The organism is Pelatocladus sp. BLCC-F211 (assembly GCF_041928655.1).
In the GTDB taxonomy this organism is placed as follows: Bacteria; Cyanobacteriota; Cyanobacteriia; order Cyanobacteriales; family Nostocaceae; genus Pelatocladus.
This window is the reverse complement of sequence record NZ_JBHFLM010000236.1, coordinates 1-18,221: the sequence shown is the minus strand read 5'-3', so window position 1 is coordinate 18,221 and position 18,221 is coordinate 1. Positions and strand designations below refer to the sequence as shown.

15 protein-coding genes and 1 pseudogene are annotated in these 18,221 nt (G+C 42.4%); 7 read left to right on the top strand and 9 right to left on the bottom strand.

Features of this window, described 5'->3' with window-relative positions; translation table 11 throughout:
* The first annotated feature begins 51 nt into the window (after positions 1–51).
* Both chlG and ACE1AT_RS27955 read left to right on the top strand, forming a co-directional pair.
* Positions 52–1,068: a chlorophyll synthase ChlG gene (chlG, locus tag ACE1AT_RS27960; protein ID WP_374874370.1), complete on the top strand. Its 1,017-nt coding sequence runs from the start codon at positions 52–54 to the stop codon at positions 1,066–1,068.
* 153 nt (positions 1,069–1,221) lie between these two features.
* Complete coding sequence (locus ACE1AT_RS27955; protein ID WP_374874368.1) at positions 1,222–1,509, top strand: hypothetical protein; 288 nt, start codon at positions 1,222–1,224, stop codon at positions 1,507–1,509.
* Between the two features lie 608 nt (positions 1,510–2,117).
* Here ACE1AT_RS27955 and ACE1AT_RS27950 read toward each other — a convergent pair.
* A complete protein-coding gene (locus tag ACE1AT_RS27950; RefSeq protein ID WP_374874366.1) occupies positions 2,118–3,071 on the bottom strand; it encodes an alcohol dehydrogenase catalytic domain-containing protein in 954 nt (317 codons plus the stop codon).
* 37 nt (positions 3,072–3,108) lie between these two features.
* Between ACE1AT_RS27950 and ACE1AT_RS27945 the strand changes: the two genes are divergently transcribed.
* Positions 3,109–4,128, top strand: coding sequence for a ChaN family lipoprotein (locus tag ACE1AT_RS27945; protein ID WP_374874412.1), 1,020 nt, complete (start codon positions 3,109–3,111; stop codon positions 4,126–4,128).
* A 317-nt stretch (positions 4,129–4,445) separates the two neighbouring features.
* Here the strand turns inward: ACE1AT_RS27945 and ACE1AT_RS27940 are convergent, their stop codons facing one another.
* From ACE1AT_RS27940 to ACE1AT_RS27930, 3 genes are all read right to left on the bottom strand, one after another.
* Positions 4,446–4,679, bottom strand: a complete 234-nt coding sequence (locus ACE1AT_RS27940; protein WP_374874364.1) for a hypothetical protein — start codon at positions 4,677–4,679, stop codon at positions 4,446–4,448.
* A 924-nt stretch (positions 4,680–5,603) separates the two neighbouring features.
* The gene (locus ACE1AT_RS27935) at positions 5,604–6,410 is read right to left on the bottom strand and encodes an inositol monophosphatase family protein (protein WP_374874362.1); all 807 of its coding nucleotides are present in this window, start codon (positions 6,408–6,410) and stop codon (positions 5,604–5,606) included.
* Positions 6,411–6,589: 179 nt separating this feature from the next.
* Positions 6,590–8,029: a BCD family MFS transporter gene (locus ACE1AT_RS27930; RefSeq protein ID WP_374874360.1), complete on the bottom strand. Its 1,440-nt coding sequence runs from the start codon at positions 8,027–8,029 to the stop codon at positions 6,590–6,592.
* A gap of 109 nt (positions 8,030–8,138) precedes the next feature.
* Here ACE1AT_RS27930 and ACE1AT_RS27925 point away from each other — a divergent pair.
* Positions 8,139–8,300 (top strand): annotated as a pseudogene (locus tag ACE1AT_RS27925) (aldo/keto reductase); the annotation flags it as partial.
* A 101-nt stretch (positions 8,301–8,401) separates the two neighbouring features.
* Here the strand turns inward: ACE1AT_RS27925 and ACE1AT_RS27920 are convergent.
* Positions 8,402–9,955 (bottom strand): DEAD/DEAH box helicase, encoded by a 1,554-nt coding sequence (locus ACE1AT_RS27920; RefSeq protein ID WP_374874358.1) that lies wholly within the window; start codon positions 9,953–9,955, stop codon positions 8,402–8,404.
* 72 nt (positions 9,956–10,027) lie between these two features.
* The gene (gene rimO / locus ACE1AT_RS27915; RefSeq protein WP_374874356.1) at positions 10,028–11,344 is read right to left on the bottom strand and encodes a 30S ribosomal protein S12 methylthiotransferase RimO; all 1,317 of its coding nucleotides are present in this window, start codon (positions 11,342–11,344) and stop codon (positions 10,028–10,030) included.
* A gap of 923 nt (positions 11,345–12,267) precedes the next feature.
* Between rimO and btpA the strand changes: the two genes are divergently transcribed.
* Together btpA and ACE1AT_RS27905 are read left to right on the top strand one after the other, a co-directional pair.
* The gene (gene btpA / locus ACE1AT_RS27910; RefSeq protein ID WP_374874354.1) at positions 12,268–13,116 is read left to right on the top strand and encodes a photosystem I biogenesis protein BtpA; all 849 of its coding nucleotides are present in this window, start codon (positions 12,268–12,270) and stop codon (positions 13,114–13,116) included.
* 136 nt (positions 13,117–13,252) lie between these two features.
* Positions 13,253–14,242 carry a vitamin K epoxide reductase family protein gene (locus ACE1AT_RS27905; protein WP_374874352.1) on the top strand — a complete coding sequence of 330 codons (990 nt, stop codon included), beginning with the start codon at positions 13,253–13,255 and terminating at the stop codon, positions 14,240–14,242.
* Between the two features lie 203 nt (positions 14,243–14,445).
* Here ACE1AT_RS27905 and nadB read toward each other — a convergent pair whose 3' ends face one another.
* The 3 genes from nadB to ACE1AT_RS27890 form a co-directional block, all read right to left on the bottom strand.
* On the bottom strand, positions 14,446–16,116 hold the full coding sequence (gene nadB / locus ACE1AT_RS27900; RefSeq protein WP_374874350.1) for an L-aspartate oxidase: 1,671 nt from the start codon (positions 16,114–16,116) through the stop codon (positions 14,446–14,448).
* Between the two features lie 123 nt (positions 16,117–16,239).
* Positions 16,240–17,043, bottom strand: a complete 804-nt coding sequence (gene tatC / locus ACE1AT_RS27895; RefSeq protein WP_374874348.1) for a twin-arginine translocase subunit TatC — start codon at positions 17,041–17,043, stop codon at positions 16,240–16,242.
* Between the two features lie 283 nt (positions 17,044–17,326).
* On the bottom strand, positions 17,327–17,806 hold the full coding sequence (locus ACE1AT_RS27890) for a DUF3291 domain-containing protein (protein WP_374874347.1): 480 nt from the start codon (positions 17,804–17,806) through the stop codon (positions 17,327–17,329).
* A 207-nt stretch (positions 17,807–18,013) separates the two neighbouring features.
* Here ACE1AT_RS27890 and ACE1AT_RS27885 point away from each other — a divergent pair, with 207 nt between their 5' ends.
* The gene (locus tag ACE1AT_RS27885) at positions 18,014–18,163 is read left to right on the top strand and encodes a hypothetical protein (protein ID WP_374874345.1); all 150 of its coding nucleotides are present in this window, start codon (positions 18,014–18,016) and stop codon (positions 18,161–18,163) included.
* The last annotated feature ends 58 nt before the right edge of the window (positions 18,164–18,221 follow it).

The following is an 18,221-nucleotide window of genomic DNA, read 5'->3' as shown; positions in this document are numbered from 1 at the left end:
TTCCCCTTTCCCCTTTCCCCAATCCCCGATCCCCTATCCCCTATATGCCTTATGTCTGAATCAAGTCCCATTACTCCTGATTCCACTACACCCACAGAAGAAGCAAATACTACTGTTGACCGCAGTGCTAAAACCAGGCAACTCTTGGGTATGAAAGGTGCAGCGCCTGGAGAAAGTTCGATTTGGAAAATTCGCCTGCAACTGATGAAACCAATCACTTGGATTCCTCTGATGTGGGGTGTAATCTGTGGCGCGGCTTCTTCTGGTGAATATACTTGGACACTCGAAAATGTCTTAAAGGCAGTAGTTTGTATGTTGCTATCAGGGCCATTGATGGCAGGTTACGTACAAATCATGAACGATTACTACGATCGCGAAATTGATGCCATTAACGAACCTTACCGCCCCATTCCCTCTGGCGCAATTTCTATACCCCAGGTAATTACGCAAATATGGGTATTACTTATTGCTGGGATTGCTCTGGCATTTGCCCTCGATAAATGGGCTGGGAATGAATTTCCCACAATTACAACGATCGCCATTATCGGTTCTTTTATAGGCTACATTTATTCTGCCCCACCCTTAAAGCTAAAACAAAATGGCTGGCTGGGTAGCTATGCCTTGGGTGCAAGTTATATCACCTTCCCTTGGTGTACTGGTCATGCTTTATTTGGTGAACTCAACTGGAAAATTGTTGTTCTCACCATGATTTACAGTTTGGCTGGATTAGGTATTGGTATCATAAATGACTTCAAAAGTGTAGAAGGCGATCGCAAACTTGGATTAAAATCACTCCCTGTTATGTTTGGTGTCACAAACGCAGCTTGGATTTGTGTCGCGATGATTGATGTCTTCCAGATTGCGATCGCAGGCTATTTAGTCTACATCCACGAAAATTTGTATGCAGCAATTCTGGCATTGCTAATCATCCCGCAAATTACTTTCCAAGATATGTATTTTCTGCGTGATCCCCTAACTAACGATGTCAAATATCAAGCCAGCGCCCAACCTTTTCTCGTTTTGGGAATGCTTGTGGCTGGTTTAGCAATTGGTCATGCGGGAATTTAGTAAACAGTGAATAGTTATCAGTTATCAATTATCCGTTTTTGATAACTGATATCTCTTTAGCAAGAAGTCACAAGTGGGGAATGAGAAGTTAAGATCATTGATAATATTAAGTCCGGCTAATCAGTTTTTTTGTAGGTTTTCGCAATTATTGCCGTGTTGCAAATAATAAACTTTCTTTTTCTGGCGATTTCAAAGCTTCTAGTACCGATTTGTTTCGTCAGCGCTTGGGTATTAATTACTATGGTTGTTTGGAGTCTGTGGACTGCAACCCGTGATGGTGTTAAAACAGCCCAAAAAATGCATCAAATTCCCTGTGCTGGCTGTCAATATTTTACCGATGATCATCGTCTGAAATGCACTGTTCATCCTTCCATTGCTAACACGGAAGAAGCAATCAATTGTATGGATTACCAGCCACAGACCAATTCAATGCTTTATTAGGAACTGGAGATTAGTAGTCTGTCAAGGCTACAATGCTTAGTTCGTAGTGGGCGCTTAAGCGCTCATAAAGCAATACGGTTCAGTTAAGAAGAAATGTAGGTTGGGTTTCGCTTGCGCTCAACCCAACAAAGACTTGATAATGTTGGGTTACTCTGCGATCAGCCGCGCAGGGCGCGTCTACGTTCCTCAAACGCCAGGTGCTACAACGGGGGGACCCCCGCAACGCACTGGCTCCCCAACCTACGCTAGTTTTAGTTTTTAGCCTTAACTGAACCGTATTGGCTCATAAAGGACTAAAGTCCTCACTACAAACTTACTGGTCTTTCACAATAAAAATGACGGGTTGTAGAGACGTAGCATTGCTACGTCTCTACAGGGTTTTGCATGTACGTACACATACCCGTCAAAATAAAATTGACAGACCACTACTAGCGCTTTCACATTGTTAATGTATTGACCTACATTGTTAATGTATCGACTTACATTGTTAATGCATCGACCTACATTGTTAATGCATCGACCTACATTGTTAATGCATCGACCTACATTGTTAATGCATCGACCTACATTGTTAATGTATCGACCTACATTGTTAATGCAGCCTTTGTTTAACTCATTTCTAACAACACTTTTAACACACCTCTGGTTTGAGCGTGGTCAAAAGCTGCTATTGCTTCCGCAAGTGGGTAATGAGCTTGAATTAGAGGTTGTACGTCCACTTTTCCTTCTGCTAATAGTTTGAGTGCAGGTGAAAAAGGGCCGCAGCGTGAACCAATCAGAGTAATTTCATCTACTACCAAAGAGGAAGCATCTAAACTGAGATTACCAGCATAGGTACTTTTGAGTACTAAAGTACCACGAGGACGTAAAGCGCGGTGAGCGATCGCAAATCCTTCAGCATTACCAGTACACTCTACAGAAATATCAAAAGTCCTATCTGTTACCACATCTGCAAAGCCTGTTTTGATATTCCGTGCTTCCAGATGAGCTAGCTTATCACGATGTCGCCCTACTACCAAAAGGTCACAACCCGTCAAAGCTAAAGTTTGGGCTACTAATTGTCCTAGCTTACCATCCCCTACTACTAACACCCGGTCATCTGGATGCAATGCTATCTGTTGCTGAATTTCCAACGCCGCAGCTACAGGTTCAGTAAAGGTTGCGACTGCTGTGGGGACACTCTCCGGTACAAGATGAAGATTTTCTACAGGTAAACAAAGATACTCAGCAAAAGCCCCATTGCGGTTGACAATACCAAGCACAGTCCGGTTTTCGCAATGAGTCGAGTTCCCGCTACGACAAAAACGACATTTACCACAAACAGCGTTAATTTCGCCAACAACACGACGGTTCACCAAATTTTCTGGGCCTTGTTCCACAACACCGACAAATTCATGACCTAAAATGCCAGTGTAAGGGTAATAACCTCTGGTGAGTTCTAAATCAGTGTTACAAATACCAGCACATAAAACTCGTACTAATGCTTCCCCTAGTGGCGGTTCAGGAATGGGGATATCAGTACGTAATTGGAGTTGCTTATTTTCCAGCCAGAGTCCTTTCATGGTAATAGCTGAACTTATCCAGCGTTGTGTAAAGAAAATGACACTATTTATGCAAACCAAATTACTGGTGTACGCAAAAATATTAACAAATCAACAGCAAAGCTTCCAAACTAGAAGGCTATTTTTTTCCTTTTGTGCTTTTACTTTTTACCTAATCATCTCGACCTTACCTGCTTGTGCTGAAACTGTCAAAACTTCTTGTCCTCCCAAGTTAGTTATGGCAACGCCCAGTAATATAGATAATATTTTTCCTGACTGGGATAAAAGTTGTGGGAAACCAGAGAATTTTATTTACAGTCGCTCAAAGATGTTATCGGAACTAGCACAAGCAAATATAGTGTATTTGGGGGAAACTCACGACAGTTCAGTTGATCATCAAAATCAACTGCAAATTATTCAGGAACTCCAGCAGCGTCATCCGAAAATTGCGATCGCCATGGAAATGTTTCAGCGTCCCTATCAAGGCGTTGTTGATCAATATTTAGCGGGTAAACTTACTGAAAAAGAATTATTAGACAAAAGCGAGTACGAAACACGCTGGGGTTTCCCTTGGGAATATTATGCTCCGATTCTCCGGTTTGCTAAAGACAAACAACTACCAGTCTTAGCTTTAAATACTCCAACAGAAATTACACGCAAAGTCGCCCGTCAAGGATTAGAAAGTCTCACAGCATCCCAGAGAAAGTATATTCCGCCTTTTGCAGAAATTGATATAAGTAACGAAAAGTATCGCCAATTATCATTACAAGCTTTTCAACAGCATCAAAGTGGGGGACATGGTAACAGTTCTGGTGCTGAACGGTTTTTTTTGGCACAGGTGTTATGGGATGAAACAATGGCAGAAGGAATTGCTAAGTTTGTCAAAGCAAATCCAGATTATCAAGTGGTGGTTTTAGCTGGACAAGGACATATTGTATATGGTTACGGAATTCCTAGCCGTGTTGCACGTCGTCTTGGAAGTCAGAAATTGATACAGCGTTCTGTTCTGCTCAGTCCTCCTCAAGAAGCAATCACAGGTAAAGATGAGGTGGCGATCGCGGATTTTGTTTTTAAATAACAGATTGAAGTGTTGTTATAGCCCGAAATTAAAATTTGGGCTGAAAGCTAAAGTTGGTTAAAAACCAACTGGCTCAGGTTTTAACCAATTTAAATGGGTTTAAGCTTTGAGCCGAAAATTTATTTTACGGCTAATTGCAACTGGTGCAAGATGTCAGAGCCAAAAAATATTTGTGCTTCTTCCGGAATGCTGAACTTTGCCTTTGTAGCCTACAATAACACCACTCAATGGTGATTATGAATTAAATCTCCTAACTTCAAAGTGCTATATCCTAAACTCACCACACTGCTACAACAGTGTGGTTTTATATTGGGAGTTTAATTTTCGTCTTCTTGTGATGTGTCTATTTCGGGTTCTTGATGATCAAATAGATAACTCCAATCGACTCCTTCTATTTCAATGGAGTCTTCATATCCATCAGCTTTGAGAATTTCTTGAATTAATTCTTCAACCGGAATTTTACGAATAGCAGCTTCTTGCAGTAAATCTTTGCATACCTCCTTCCAGTTGTCTGCACTTGACACCCGATCAATTAAGATTGCTTCCGCCATTCGGGTTTTAGAGACTCCCCTAGTGTGCGCCCACAAAGAGAGGCGAATCTCTTTAACTATGGGTAAATTGACAGGAAACCTACGATCCCTTTTTCTCGCAACCATTTCAGACTAGTCTTAATTAATACTTTAATAGTTTACACTTTATTCTGTCACTAATTGGTAACTATATTTTTACTAATTAGTTTCTTTTTGGTTACTAAAATGCAAAAATAAAAGTATGAGGATGCGTGAACAAATATTTTTCGCGCCCCCAGTGCGGGAACACTGGGGACTTCCCAATCCACAGAGAGTACCTGTAAGAGGGCTATTAAATTATGACGAATGTTCTTGATTTAAAAGTTAATTGTCACCGAAATTCAAGCAGTCGTAAGGCTAAACAGCTTTTGAGTAAAGCCAAACAGATAATTCAACTCTTAAAAGTTCAAGTAGAAAAGTCAGTCAATGCTGAGTCTTCTTAACTCAGCATACGTTTTTTGCACAGTTAAATTGCGTGGTGGCAAATAATTTGCTACCACTTTCTTAATACTTGTAATTCACGAAGCAGTTATTTTGTCAATCCCTGATAGGGATTACGAGTGATTTTCACCAAGCGCTTTGCTTTGTTTAACAGAGCTACAAAAGTTTCAATCCCTGATAGGGATTACGAGTGATTTTCACTGCTGGTATTCACAACCCTTACATTATTTAGTTTTCAAGGTTCTATTTCGTCAACCTAGAGGTAATGGTAGCTTTGAGCGATCGCGTTGTCAATACTGGCATAAGCAAAACTGTCTCAAATCCTTTCCTAGTAAACATTTCCACTTTTGCGCCAACCTCTTTTTGGGCTGACGAGACTGAAATCCTTGAGAAGTAAAGCTTTCAGCCCAAAATTTTCATCCCTTCTCAAAAACACCTACAGGTTGACGTTAATGTCTTGACGGTTCAAATCTTTAAATTTTCCAAATATGGCTTAAACGTAAACACCAATTCTGGACGACTGACAACTAAAGTGGGGAAAGAGCGATCGCTATAATCAACTCCACTAGACAAAGGAAAAGGTTCGGATTTGAGTGAGATCCAACTTCCACCCGCCGCTTGAACTATTACCCAAGCCGCAGCAATATCCCAAACTTTTGGTGTTGCTTCAATACCACCAAGCACAGCGCCTGTGGCTACTGTCAGAAAGTTGTAGCTAGCAACGCCCAACATCCTAATTTTACAGGGAAAATCTTTTTGAATTACCGAAGTGCTACGGGAACAAAGGTTAAAAAAGTGATGTTGACTAGGTGCTTCATCGCTAGTTTGAATCGGCTGATAATTACGAAAAGCCCCAGTGGATGCGCCTAATCCCGATGAACCTTCCCAAAATCCGTGACATGATTCTTTCAGTGGTGGCACGTAAACATAACCAAAAACAGGCGTACCTTGATACAATAGCCCTAGTGAAATTGACCAGATAGGAATACCCCGTGTAAAGTTAGTCGTGCCATCCAAAGGATCAACGACCCAACACCATTCTGTACCAGGGAAAACCTTGTCACCCTCTTCTGTCAAAATTCCATAACCAGGAAATGTGGAGGCGATCGCATTCCGCAATTCTTGATCAGCCCATTTATCGGCACGAGTTACTAAAGATCCATCAGCTTTATGGGAAGCCTGTACTTGCCCAAAATCTTCCATTAACTGCTTACCTACCCTAGCGGTAGTAGTTTGAGCAAACTCTAAAACTGTAGTCCAAAGTTCTGTCATTTTATGAATGGTCAAGGCTTAAGGGTATCTCTGTCAAGATGAGTAAAAACCTGCTTTAATTGGCTGATTTTTTACGATTCGACTTGGTGTCTACCTACGGAAGTCGCTTGCGCGTCTAAGGTGTCTTAGTGGTTAAATTAAGATTTATTTTTTCACCACGAAGACACTAAGACACTAAGCTAATCTAATTCGCTTTCCAAGATAGATGCGATCGCTTGTTTGGCGTTGTGCTGAAATTCTGTGACATTCACGCGAGTTAATAAACTAACTGCTAATAAAATCACTACAGCCTGGGTAGCAAACACCAATCCATAAGCTAATAATGGTGTTGTCAGTAAAGATTTACCCAGGTTTAGCACAGCGCCACCAGAAACTGTAGCTAAGGCCCTCGCCATTGCTTGGGCTAACCCCCAAGCACCAATGAATGTGCCAGCAGTTTCCGCAGCAGTCAAATCCAGCATTAAGCTTAACGCTCCAGTTGTAGTCACACCAGAAGCAAAGCCAAACAAGATTAAACTCCATTGCAGGAATTTAGGATTGGCAGTTGTCCCGGCTAGAAGAATTATTATCAGGGAGACTGCGACAGCGACGCATCCGAGCTTAGTTGTATTTTTCTTACCTAAACGAGGAGCTATCAAAAAGCCCGTTACACTCAAGCCGATTAAAGTTCCTGTACCAAAAAAAGCATTCAGTTTTGTGGTTTCGGCGATCGTCATGTTAAAGACTTCACCACCATAGGGTTCCAACACCGCATCCTGCATAAACAAGCTGAGTGTCATCAACAGCAAAAATGTGAAAAAGATTGCTGTTTGGGGGCTAGCAGTTAACACCCGCATTGCCATACCTAAAGTAATCTTATCTTCGCGGTTAATTGCCATGGAACGCATCGTATAGCGGGAATATTTCTTTTCCACACCGATAGTTCCTAATAGGCAAAGTCCAAACGCAATACCTGGGACAATCAAAAACAGGCGATTAACTTGGGTTTGGACTACCTCTAGAGGTGCATTTAAGGCAATTTGTCTGAGTAAACCACTGCTGATAATTGCTCCAATAATAATACCCACCATCAGCATTGACCACACAACCCCCACTAATTTTGAGCGGTTGTCTTCATCAGAAACATCAACTAACAACGCTGCAAAAGGTGTGGAACTAGCACTGATAGCAATTCCATAGAGGGCAAAAATCAAAGCTAGAAGTAGCGCCCAACCAGAAGATTGAGTTGTCCAACTTCCTGATTGCAAGCTTAAGCCTAATTGCCAAACGACTTGCACAGCTATAAATGAAACGATCGCAAATAAAGCCGCACCTACCCAAATATAACCACTACGGTGATAGCCAAGTAAAGGCTTGGTGTCTGACATTTGCCCAAACCACACTCTGATCGGAGCCACAAATTGATGCATTGCGATCGCCCCAGCTACAATTAGTGCTGGTACTCGCAACTCCTCAATCATGACTCGATTTAAAACTCCCAGAGTCAGAATCGACATGATGCCCAATGCCATCTGAAACAGGCCTAGTCGAAACATAGTCCATAGTTTCACTTTGGGAATGGATGTGGATTTTCCTGACTCGTTTGATTCAGAATTGGGTGACACATCACTAGTTGCCATAACCACTCCCAATCAAAACAGCAAAATTATTTCATAATATCCAAGATAAACCCATTTCTTAATCAAAATGTGTTCATATATTTAGCGGAGCAAACAGGATGATCACTGTAATTACTCCGCCCAACAAATACGAGAAGCACACTAAATATTAGCTAGGCGTGGCGTGCCTTTAGCTGTCAATCAAGTGCGCTACTCTTTGCTAACTCGCCAAATTGAAAGCAATGGTATTCTCAACACTGCTCGTGAATTGGGCGTCACAATTTTAGCTTTTAGAAGAAATTAGTCGTCCTTGGCTCAATTAAGTTAATAGTCATTTGTCCTTTGTCCTTAGCCCTTAGTTATTACAAATGACAAATGACCATTGACCAATGACTACGAAGCAGACTCTCTCGCTGGATGAGAACTGAGCTTTTTCGGTATCGGAGTATCCCGTCGTCCTGTCTTCAGTTTGGGTTTGGCAGAACCGCGTTTATCTCCTTCTCCACCTGCTTCTGATGATACCCAAGAAGAACGGCGGGAGCGGTGTTCACCACTAGATTCACGGTTAGACTCGCGACGATTTCCACCTCGTAGTTTGGGTTTGGGGGTGGCTCGAAGGTCTTCTTCGGGGTAGTCGGCTTCTGATAGTAACCAAGCGGGACGGGTTTGGTCGTAAGCAATTTGTAATGCAGCTGCGGCTATAGCATGAGAGTCATATTGTTCGCTCAACTGGCTAACGATGGATAAAAATGAAGCCATACGTTCACCCACCAAAGCTTCCTGCACTTGGGTTTGTAATTTTTCCAGATGTCTAGCTTCAATTTGCGCCCGTGTGGGAATCGAGAGTAGTTGCCAACTTTGACGCACATGGCGTTCAAACAACTGCTGTTTGCGTCGTTCAAACGGCTGCACCAAGGTAATAGCAGTACCTTCTTTACCCGCCCGACCAGTACGACCGATGCGGTGGACATAGGTCTCTACGCTATCGGGTAAATCAAAGTTGATGACGTGGGATAGTTGGTCAACATCCAAACCGCGCGCTGCAATATCAGTAGCTACTACCCAGCGCACCTGACGATTACGGAATCTGTTTAACAAACGTTCCCGTGCTTGTTGGGATAAATCACCGTGGTATTCATCAACGCTGTGACCAGCAGCTTGTAATTGATTGGTGAGTTCAGCTGCGGTGCGTCTAGTACGAACGAAGATCAAAGCTGTTTCTGGATCTTCCATTTCCAGGATGGGCTGTAAAGCTTTGACTTTTGACCAATGGCGGGGTACTAGGTAAGCTACTTGATTAATTTTATTCGGAGCAGCTTTTGGCTGTTCAACAGCAACTGTTACTGGATCGTTGAGGAACTTATTCACCAACTGGCGAATAGATGGCGGCATTGTCGCGGAAAATAAAGCTGTCTGCCGTTCTTTAGGTGCTTGGGAAAGAATCTTTTCCACATCATCAATGAAGCCCATACTCAGCATTTCATCGGCTTCATCTAAAACAAACCATTTGATATTATCCAGTTTCAGACAACCTCGTTCTAGCAAGTCTATGACTCGCCCTGGTGTACCCACAACCATGTGAACACCACGCTTGAGTTGTAAAATTTGGCGGTCGATAGATTGACCACCGTAAATTGCCATGACACGCAATCCTTCGTTGCCAACAAACTCACTGATGGCAGCTTGGACTTGAATTGCTAACTCTCGAGTTGGGGTCAAAACAAGTGCTTGCACTGCTTTTTTACTGACATCTAGACGTTCTAGAATTGGCAGAGAAAAAGCTGCTGTTTTGCCTGTACCTGTCTGGGATTGACCAACTACATCACGACCAGCTAAAAGTTGAGGAATCGCTTGAGCTTGAATATTGGTTGGTGTGGTAATACCAATTTTTTCAATCTGCTGAACGCGTTCTGGTGAAATACCTAATTCTTGAAAAGAAAGGGTCATTAAATCTCCTAATTTGTATTTAGTTATTACTTATTAGTTAGTGGTTAGTGGTTAATAGTTGGTTGTGTACTACTAATTACTAACCATTCCGTACAAGTCGTACGTATCAGCTTCTTTGATGGCTACTGGTACGATAGTTCCCAATCTTGCTTGCCCACTAACGTAAATTTGACCATCTACTTCAGGGGCAAATCTCGCAGAACGACCGATTAATTCTCCTGTTAAGGGATTTTCTTGTTCAATCAAAACATCTACTACTCTGCCAACTTCTTGCTGATTTTTACGTAGAGAAATCGGCTGTTGCAGTTCCATCAGTACGTCCCGCCGCTCATCTTTCACTATTTGCGGCAACTGTTCGCTGAGGCTGTAGGCTGGTGTTCCTTCTTCTGGTGAGAAGGTGAAAACACCCACATGGTCAAATTCATGGCGTTGGATGAAGTTAAATAGATGCTGAAAATGTTCATCATCTTCGCCAGGAAACCCAACTATAAATGTTGTCCGCAGTACCGCCTGTGGTAGTGCCTCCTTGATGCGTTCGATAATTGCATCATTGACTTGTCCTTGCCATGGACGGTTCATAGCGCGGAGAATTTCGGGATGGGAATGTTGCAAGGGCAAATCCAGATAAGGTAAGACATTGGGTGTTTCACGAATTGCCGCGATCACATCTGGAGTCAGTCCTGTGGGATAAGCGTAGTGCATCCGAATCCAGGGTATATCTACTTTCCCCAAAGCACGGAGCAATTCGGCTAATTTGGGCTTCCCATAGATATCTATACCGTAATTTGTGGTGATTTGGGAAATCAAAATGATTTCCTGCACCCCTTGACTTGCTAATTGTTCAGCTTCCGCGACTATTGATTCTATAGTACGCGATCGCTGATTTCCCCGCAGATGCGGAATGATACAAAATGCACACCGATAATCGCATCCTTCCGCAATTCTGACATATGCCACACCTTCGGTTGTAGTGCGATAGCGGGGTGTGGTTTCATCTGCTATGTAGGTTGGTTCGGCGCTTACTTCTATTATGCGATCGCCCTGTTCTACTCGTGCAATCACATCAACTATTTTGTGATAATCACCTGTTCCTACTACCGCCACTGCTTCGGGCAACTCTTCCAATAATTGCTCCTGGAAATGTTGCGCCATACAACCTGTAATGACGATTTTTTTATTGGCTTCTGCCAGGTCTACCAAAGTCCTGACAGATTCCTCCCGAGCTGCTTCGATAAAACTACAAGTATTAACAATAACGTAATCTGCTAACTCTTCATTAGAATCTACGCCATAGCCTGCTTCTACCAGCAGTCCTAACATATGTTCCGTATCAATTCGATTTTTTTCACAACCCAGGTGAGATATTGCAATGGTTGGTTTTTCACCCATACTATAAATATAAAGTTTTAGTTTTCTTCACTCCAAAAGTTAAATCTTAACTAAGGATTTTCAGACATTTGCTCCAGAGGCAACTCTTTTACATCATGCCCACATCACAAAATCCAAACGCACCCAAAGGAATCTATGATCCCGATGAACTGCAACAGAGATCATGCTAATATTTTCTTACTATTCTGTGTTTCCAAGGGAAAAACAAATAGTTGTTGGGTAAAATAGACACTCGTAACTTTTTGGTGCAAATTGCTTTTGGTATTTTACATTACCGCAGCGCGTGCGTTGTGAATCTACTCTACCCTAAAGGAAGCCACTTTCCCCTATGGGATGTGTGGTGAGAAGTCGCTACCATCTAGGAAGATACACACTAAACTACGCCTTAACAGCAGTAATGCTACCAATCAGTTCAGGTTTAACCTGCAACTGTAACAGAATCGTTACCTGCTAGATGAAAAACAGCCACCTTGTGGAAAGCCGCTCGGCGCCTTGTGCGTCTTGTGAGTTGCAAACTCCTCTTGTAACCAGTTTTTATCTTAACATATCTTATGGAAGGTTTTACGTTAATTTCCATCTTAAGGGGGAGGCGGAAAACCGACCAATACAAAACAAAAGTTGAAAAAGTTAGTCAAAAGTCAACAGTCTAAAGTCCTAAGTCAATAGTTCAGAATAATCAGTCTACAGGTTATTGACTACTAATTTTTGATTGTGGATTGTAAATTTTGGATGAAAATTTTTGAGTAAATACTCCAACTGCAAATCGGATGGAACAAAACCAAAATTGATCATCCAGATTCGGCAAGCCCTTGAGTCGGATAAATCCAAAATCGCAAATCCAAAATCTAAAATTGGTAGACCATTGACTATTGACCATTGACTATTGACTATTGACTCTGGACTGTGTGTTACGGATTAAAGACGTGGACTTATATCAGCTGTTTACAACCCGCACACCAATAATTGGTGTAGTTCATTTACTACCCTTACCTACCTCACCTCGTTGGGGAGGTAGCCTCAAAGCGGTAATTGACCGTGCTGAACAAGAAGCAACAGCCCTAGCCAGTGGAGGGGTTGATGGCATCATTGTAGAAAATTTTTTTGATGCGCCGTTTCCTAAAAATCAGGTCGATCCTGCTGTTGTCAGTGCGATGACTATAGTAGTGCAGCGGATACAGAATATGGTAACGCTGCCGATTGGTATTAACGTTTTACGGAATGATGCCAAAAGTGCTATGGCTATTGCTAGCTGTGTAAGAGCGCAATTTATCCGTGTGAACGTCCTCAGTGGGGTGATGGCAACTGATCAGGGTTTAATAGAGGGAGAAGCCCATCATTTACTGCGCTATCGGCGCGAATTGGGTAGTGATGTCAAAATCTTTGCTGATGTCTTAGTTAAGCACGCTCGTCCTTTGAGTTCTCCAAATTTGACCGTGGCTGTGCAAGATACCATCGAACGAGGTTTGGCGGATGCCGTGATTTTATCTGGTTGGGCTACAGGCAGTCCACCAAACCAAGAAGATTTGGAATTAGCTGCACAAGCAGCAGCAGGTACACCAGTATTTATTGGTAGCGGCGCATCTTGGGAAAATGTTGCGACATTGTTACAAGCAGCAGATGGAGTAATTGTCTCTAGTTCCTTAAAACGTCACGGCCGCCGCGAACAAACAATTGACCCGATTCGTGTTAGTCAATTTGTAGAAGCTGCCCACCGCAGTTGGAACAACAGGAGCGATCGCAAATCTATTTCTTCTGTGAGCTTAAAATCTTAACTGGGGATCGGGGATCAGGAATCGGGGATCAGGAACAGATTAATTAAATAATTCTCCTTTGTCCCCCGTGTCTCTGGTGTCTCCCTTCCCTTGTCCCCTTTCCCCAATCCCCAATCCCAATTACCAATACCTGCTTATGAATCGTCGCCTTTCTTCTACTCCTTGGATTCATCGTCGATCGCGTTTAATCATTGGTGCGATCGCCACTTTAGGTGCTTTGACTACTGCTTACCTGACCGTAGTTAAATTGAGCCAAAGCTCTGCTGCTTGTCCGACAAAAAGCTGCGATATCGTATTACAGAGCGATTATGCTACAGTTTTTGGGCTACCTCTGGCTTTGTTCGGTTTTTTGGCTTACGTGGGTATGGGAGTTTGTGCCTTAGCCCCGTTGGCTGTAGACCCAGTTAAAAAGAAAGATTCTCGCACAAAGCTGGAAAATCTCACTTGGTTACTGCTTCTGATCGGAGCGATCGCCATGTCGGTATTCAGTAGCTTTTTGATTTACCTACTGGTATTCAAGATTAAAGCACTGTGTATCTACTGTGTGGCCTCAGCAATTTTTTCCTTCAGTATGTTGGTGCTAACGATTGTTGGTCGTGCTTGGGAGGATATTGGGCAAATCCTTTTTACTGGCATTGTAGTTGGTATGGTGACACTCATTGGTACTCTCGCTATTTATGCTCCTCCACCAAATAACAATAGCGGCGTCACCATTGTAGAAAATCCTGGGAAACCAGCAATCATCAGTTTCAAACCAGTAGAAGAACCCAAACCAGGTGTGGGTTGGGAAGTTACAACTACTTCTAGTGAGGCAGAAATTGCACTCGCACGTCATCTCAAAAAAATAGGTGCTAAAGAATACATTGCTTGGTGGTGTCCTCACTGCCATGAACAAAAATTACTTTTTGGTAAAGAAGCTTACAGCGAAATTGATCATATCGATTGCGCTCCTACTGATAACCCAAATGGGCTTAAAGATGAGTGTCGGGCGGCTAAAATTCAAAGCTATCCCAGTTGGATTATCAATGGAAAAACCTATGCAGGGGCGCAAAATTTAGAGGAGTTAGCAAATATTAGTAATTACGCAGGAGCGCGCAATTTTAAGTATATTTTAAGACGACCATAAATTTTCTTTTCTGCAATTGAGAAAACCAGCTCCCCGACTTTTTAAAAAAATCGGGGATCTTGTTGTTCACCAACCACCAAACCACTAATACCATTTCACGTTAATCACGATACACATAAATTTTGTAGAGACGCGATATATCGCGTCTCTACAGGATCTGTATTTGTACCAAGGTTTTAGTGAAATGGTATAACCATAAACACCTATTCCAATACAGGTGCTTTCCACCAATTTTGGTACTGTACCAGTGTATGAACTTGCCAGTTAGGATCTGGTTGGGGATAGTCTAGGCGATAGTGTCCTCCTCTGCTTTCTTTTCTAAAAGCAGCACTTTTGAGGATTAAATAAGCTACATCTAATAAATTATGAGTTTCTGCCCAGAGTCTTAATTGTCGTTCTACATCTGGCAATTTGAGAGTAACGCTTTGTTTTGGAAGTAAACAAAGTAAAAATTGACTGAGTTGTAGATCAGCAAAATCTTGCTGCCAAGATTCTACAGTGGCGATCGCAATTTCTAATCCTGACTGTTCTCGACAAATACCAGCATATTGCCACACTAAGCGGGGAATTTTTTGGCGTAAACCTTCTAAATATACTTGTTGTTTTTGCCAATCATCCACATCTATAGTAAATTCCTCTGCTGTTGGGGCTGCTTCTTCACTGATTAACTCATTCTTAATTTCCAAATGGGCCATTTGTGCGCCGAAAACAATACATTCAAGTAAAGAATTACTAGCAAGGCGATTAGCACCATGTACCCCTGTACTTGCAGTTTCTCCCACAGCATATAAATTGGGAATATTGGTACGGTTCATCATATCTGTGAGAATACCACCCATCCAGTAATGGGCAGCAGGGGCGACGGGAATTGGCTCAGAAAAAACATCGATACCCCAACGCTGACAAACATTAATAATGTTGGGGAAACGGTGACGAATTTTGTCAGCAGGGATAGGGCGCATATCTAACCACACGTTGGCTGTTGCGGGATCTGTGGTGCTGTTTTGTAAGTGACTAAAAATTGCCCGACTGACGATATCTCTGGGAGCTAGCTCACCCGCAGGATGATAATCAAAGGTAAAACGTCGCCCTTCATGATCGATTAAGTGCGCTCCCTCACCACGTACAGCTTCACTAATTAAAAAACGTTCTGCTCCTGGTTTAGTTAAAGCAGTCGGATGAAATTGGACAAATTCTAAATCTCTGAGAATTACCCCAGCACGAGCGGCGATCGCGACTCCATCGCCAGTACTTACAGCTGGGTTAGTGGTTTGAGCAAATACCTGACCACCACCACCTGTTGCTAGCACTACTGCACCAGCTCTTACCCATGTAATTTTACCTTGATAAAATAAGCTAATTCCTTGACAGGCTTGTGATTGGGGGTCTATCCACAAACTCAATGCTAAAGCTTGTTGAATGACGTGAATATTTTTACGTTGTAGTACCTGGGCTGTGAGAGTGGTGATTACTTCTCTTCCTGTGGTATCAGCAGCGTGGAGAACCCGGTGCTTAGAGTGAGCTGCTTCTAAAGTTAAAGCTAAATCACTACCGTGGCGATCAAAAGCAACCCCTAATCCTACCAGAGATTGAATGCAGCTTGGGGCGTGTTCAGCCAGGAATTCAACTACGGGGCGATCGCATAAACCCGCGCCAGCTTTGATTGTATCGTCAATGTGTAAACGTGGTGAATCATCTGGAGCGATCGCAGCAGCAATACCGCCTTGCGCCCAATCACTAGCAGACAAACTCACTGTTTCTTTGGTAATCAGACCAACTCGTAAGGATTGTGGTAGACAAAGTGCTGTATACAGTCCAGCAGCGCCAGCACCGATTACTAAAACATCAAATTGGTTAAGAATATCTATTTGCACTAAAGTAAAAATTATTCAAAATTCAAAATTCAAAATTACGAACATACTACTAGGATTGGGGAGTCTGAAAGAGATATTTTCCGTGTCTCCCGTGTCTCCCGTGTCCCCCTTGTCCCCCATGTCTTACTTCCCGATAAGCTTGACTAGTCCAATTCCACTAAAGTATAGCCCTAGTACGGCTCCTGCTAGGAGACTTTGGGTAAGGGGATCTGTAGAAGGTGTAATGACAGCACCTAGAACTACTGCACCTAAAATGACATAACGCCAGCCAGAAAGCATTTGTTTTGACGAGACAATTCCTAAAGTACCAAGTAAAAGCTGAATGATCGGTACTTGGAATGCTAGCCCTGTACTGAAAAGTAGCAATAAAACAAATTCAAAATATTTGTCGATTGACCATAACTGTTCTACGACATCTGCACCGTAGCTAATGAAGAATTTTAAAGCAGCTGGAATCAGTAGGGAATAGGCAAATACTAAACCTGCTGCAAACAGCACAGTTGATCCTAGAACTATCGGACCCAACAAGCGACGTTCTCGGCGAGTTAATCCTGGTAGTACAAATTGGATGATTTGGTACAGAATAAAGGGACTGGCAAGAAGCAAGCCAGTGTAACCTGCAACTTTCAGAGAGACAAAAAAGTATTCTCCGGGTGCTAGTTGGAGAAATTTTACTCCTTGGGCTGGCACTTCTAATAACTTAACTATTGGCTTGACAGCAAAAAAGCAGCCAATAACACCTACTGCTACAGCAATCAGCGCATAAAAAATCCGCAGTCGTAATTCCTCTAGATGCTCAAAAAGGGTCATTTCGACCTCTCCTGGTAGTTCATCCAAAGGATTGGTTTCTTTTTGCTCGTCGGTTTCAAAGTCTGTACCAGAAGCAGCCGGAGCAGTTGCAGTGTTTGCGTCTTGTGAAGGCGTCATGATTTAGCTAGCAAGCATCATTTGTTAACTATTTTATCTGGGGTAGCAGCTACCGGACTCGGACTTTTCGTAGAAGTTGAGAATTTGAGCAAAAATAATTGCGAATTTAATTTTTATCAGTCGAGCGATCGCTACACGATTATTTAAGAATGGACAGTTACAATGCATTATCAAAAAAAAAGATCCCCGACTTCGCATTTGTCGGGGGTCTGAATCTCTCAATTTTCACAGATTCAGATAGGGTTGCGAAGAACAGCACTACGTGCTTGCTTCTCAGGGGTTTTCAGCTAGCCATCGTTATAACTAAATCAGGGCTAGGAAATGGCTTGTTGAAAGAAAAAGCTTGCGGGGTAGAACCATAAAGTTGCAAAATTTCTAGCCGTTCCTTAGCTTCTGCAATATTAGGGGTGTGTCCTGCGGGAATCCACCACAGCGCTAAATTGGGTTGATCTGATTTTTCAAACCAACGACGGCGATCGCGCATTATACTTGCGTGATCGCTACGATAGACGTAATTTAATAAAGCTTCCAAAGACTTCCAAACAGTTAGAGTGATGAGAATCCGCTCATCCTCAAAAGCACGAATACTGGTAGCATCGTCTGCACCCTCACTGCGTAAGCGCCAAACAAATCCAGGATCAGCATCAGCGATCGCATTCACCCGATTAATTTGAGCGACAAAATCAGCCATCTCTGGTGTATCCAATGGCGTACGTAAAATTGCAGTATTGACCTGGGCAAGATGGTACTGCTCTAGCTTCATAAGTTGCACCCTCAAGATGTTCTTGAATTGGTTCTCTAAAACTTTCCCATAGGTCATCTATCCAAAGTAGTATTTTTTATAAAAAATTAGCAAAAACTCAAGAAAGTATAGAATGAATTGTGTCTTATAAAACATTTCATCTGATGAAATTGATAGACCCAAATCTAAGAAACAGTTCAAAATCTTAAATCTAAAAACCAGATGATTGTGATTGAAACACCTCGCCTAATTTTGCGACATTTCACCCTAGATGATGTAGATGAATTAGCAGCTATTTATAAGAAAAAATGCCGAAAACCCCTGAGAAACAGCAACACAGTTGCGATTTTCGTGCTTCAGACAGGGGATGAAGGCTGACCGCAGGATTTATCCTGCATTGGTTCTGGGTTTGGTAAGCTATCTATCCAATCTTCTA

Bases quoted from the DNA above. Each gene is read 5' to 3' on its own strand.
- ACE1AT_RS27920 (WP_374874358.1), bottom strand. From the start codon at position 9,955: ATGACCCTTTCTTTTCAAGAATTAGGTATTTCACCAGAACGCGTTCAG.
- chlG (WP_374874370.1), top strand. From the start codon at position 52: ATGTCTGAATCAAGTCCCATTACTCCTGATTCCACTACACCCACAGAA.
- ACE1AT_RS27945 (WP_374874412.1), top strand. From the start codon at position 3,109: ATGACACTATTTATGCAAACCAAATTACTGGTGTACGCAAAAATATTA.
- ACE1AT_RS27890 (WP_374874347.1), bottom strand. From the start codon at position 17,806: ATGAAGCTAGAGCAGTACCATCTTGCCCAGGTCAATACTGCAATTTTA.
- ACE1AT_RS27940 (WP_374874364.1), bottom strand. From the start codon at position 4,679: ATGGCGGAAGCAATCTTAATTGATCGGGTGTCAAGTGCAGACAACTGG.
- ACE1AT_RS27905 (WP_374874352.1), top strand. From the start codon at position 13,253: ATGAATCGTCGCCTTTCTTCTACTCCTTGGATTCATCGTCGATCGCGT.
- ACE1AT_RS27950 (WP_374874366.1), bottom strand. From the start codon at position 3,071: ATGAAAGGACTCTGGCTGGAAAATAAGCAACTCCAATTACGTACTGAT.
- ACE1AT_RS27930 (WP_374874360.1), bottom strand. From the start codon at position 8,029: ATGGCAACTAGTGATGTGTCACCCAATTCTGAATCAAACGAGTCAGGA.
- ACE1AT_RS27935 (WP_374874362.1), bottom strand. From the start codon at position 6,410: ATGACAGAACTTTGGACTACAGTTTTAGAGTTTGCTCAAACTACTACC.
- tatC (WP_374874348.1), bottom strand. From the start codon at position 17,043: ATGACGCCTTCACAAGACGCAAACACTGCAACTGCTCCGGCTGCTTCT.
- rimO (WP_374874356.1), bottom strand. From the start codon at position 11,344: ATGGGTGAAAAACCAACCATTGCAATATCTCACCTGGGTTGTGAAAAA.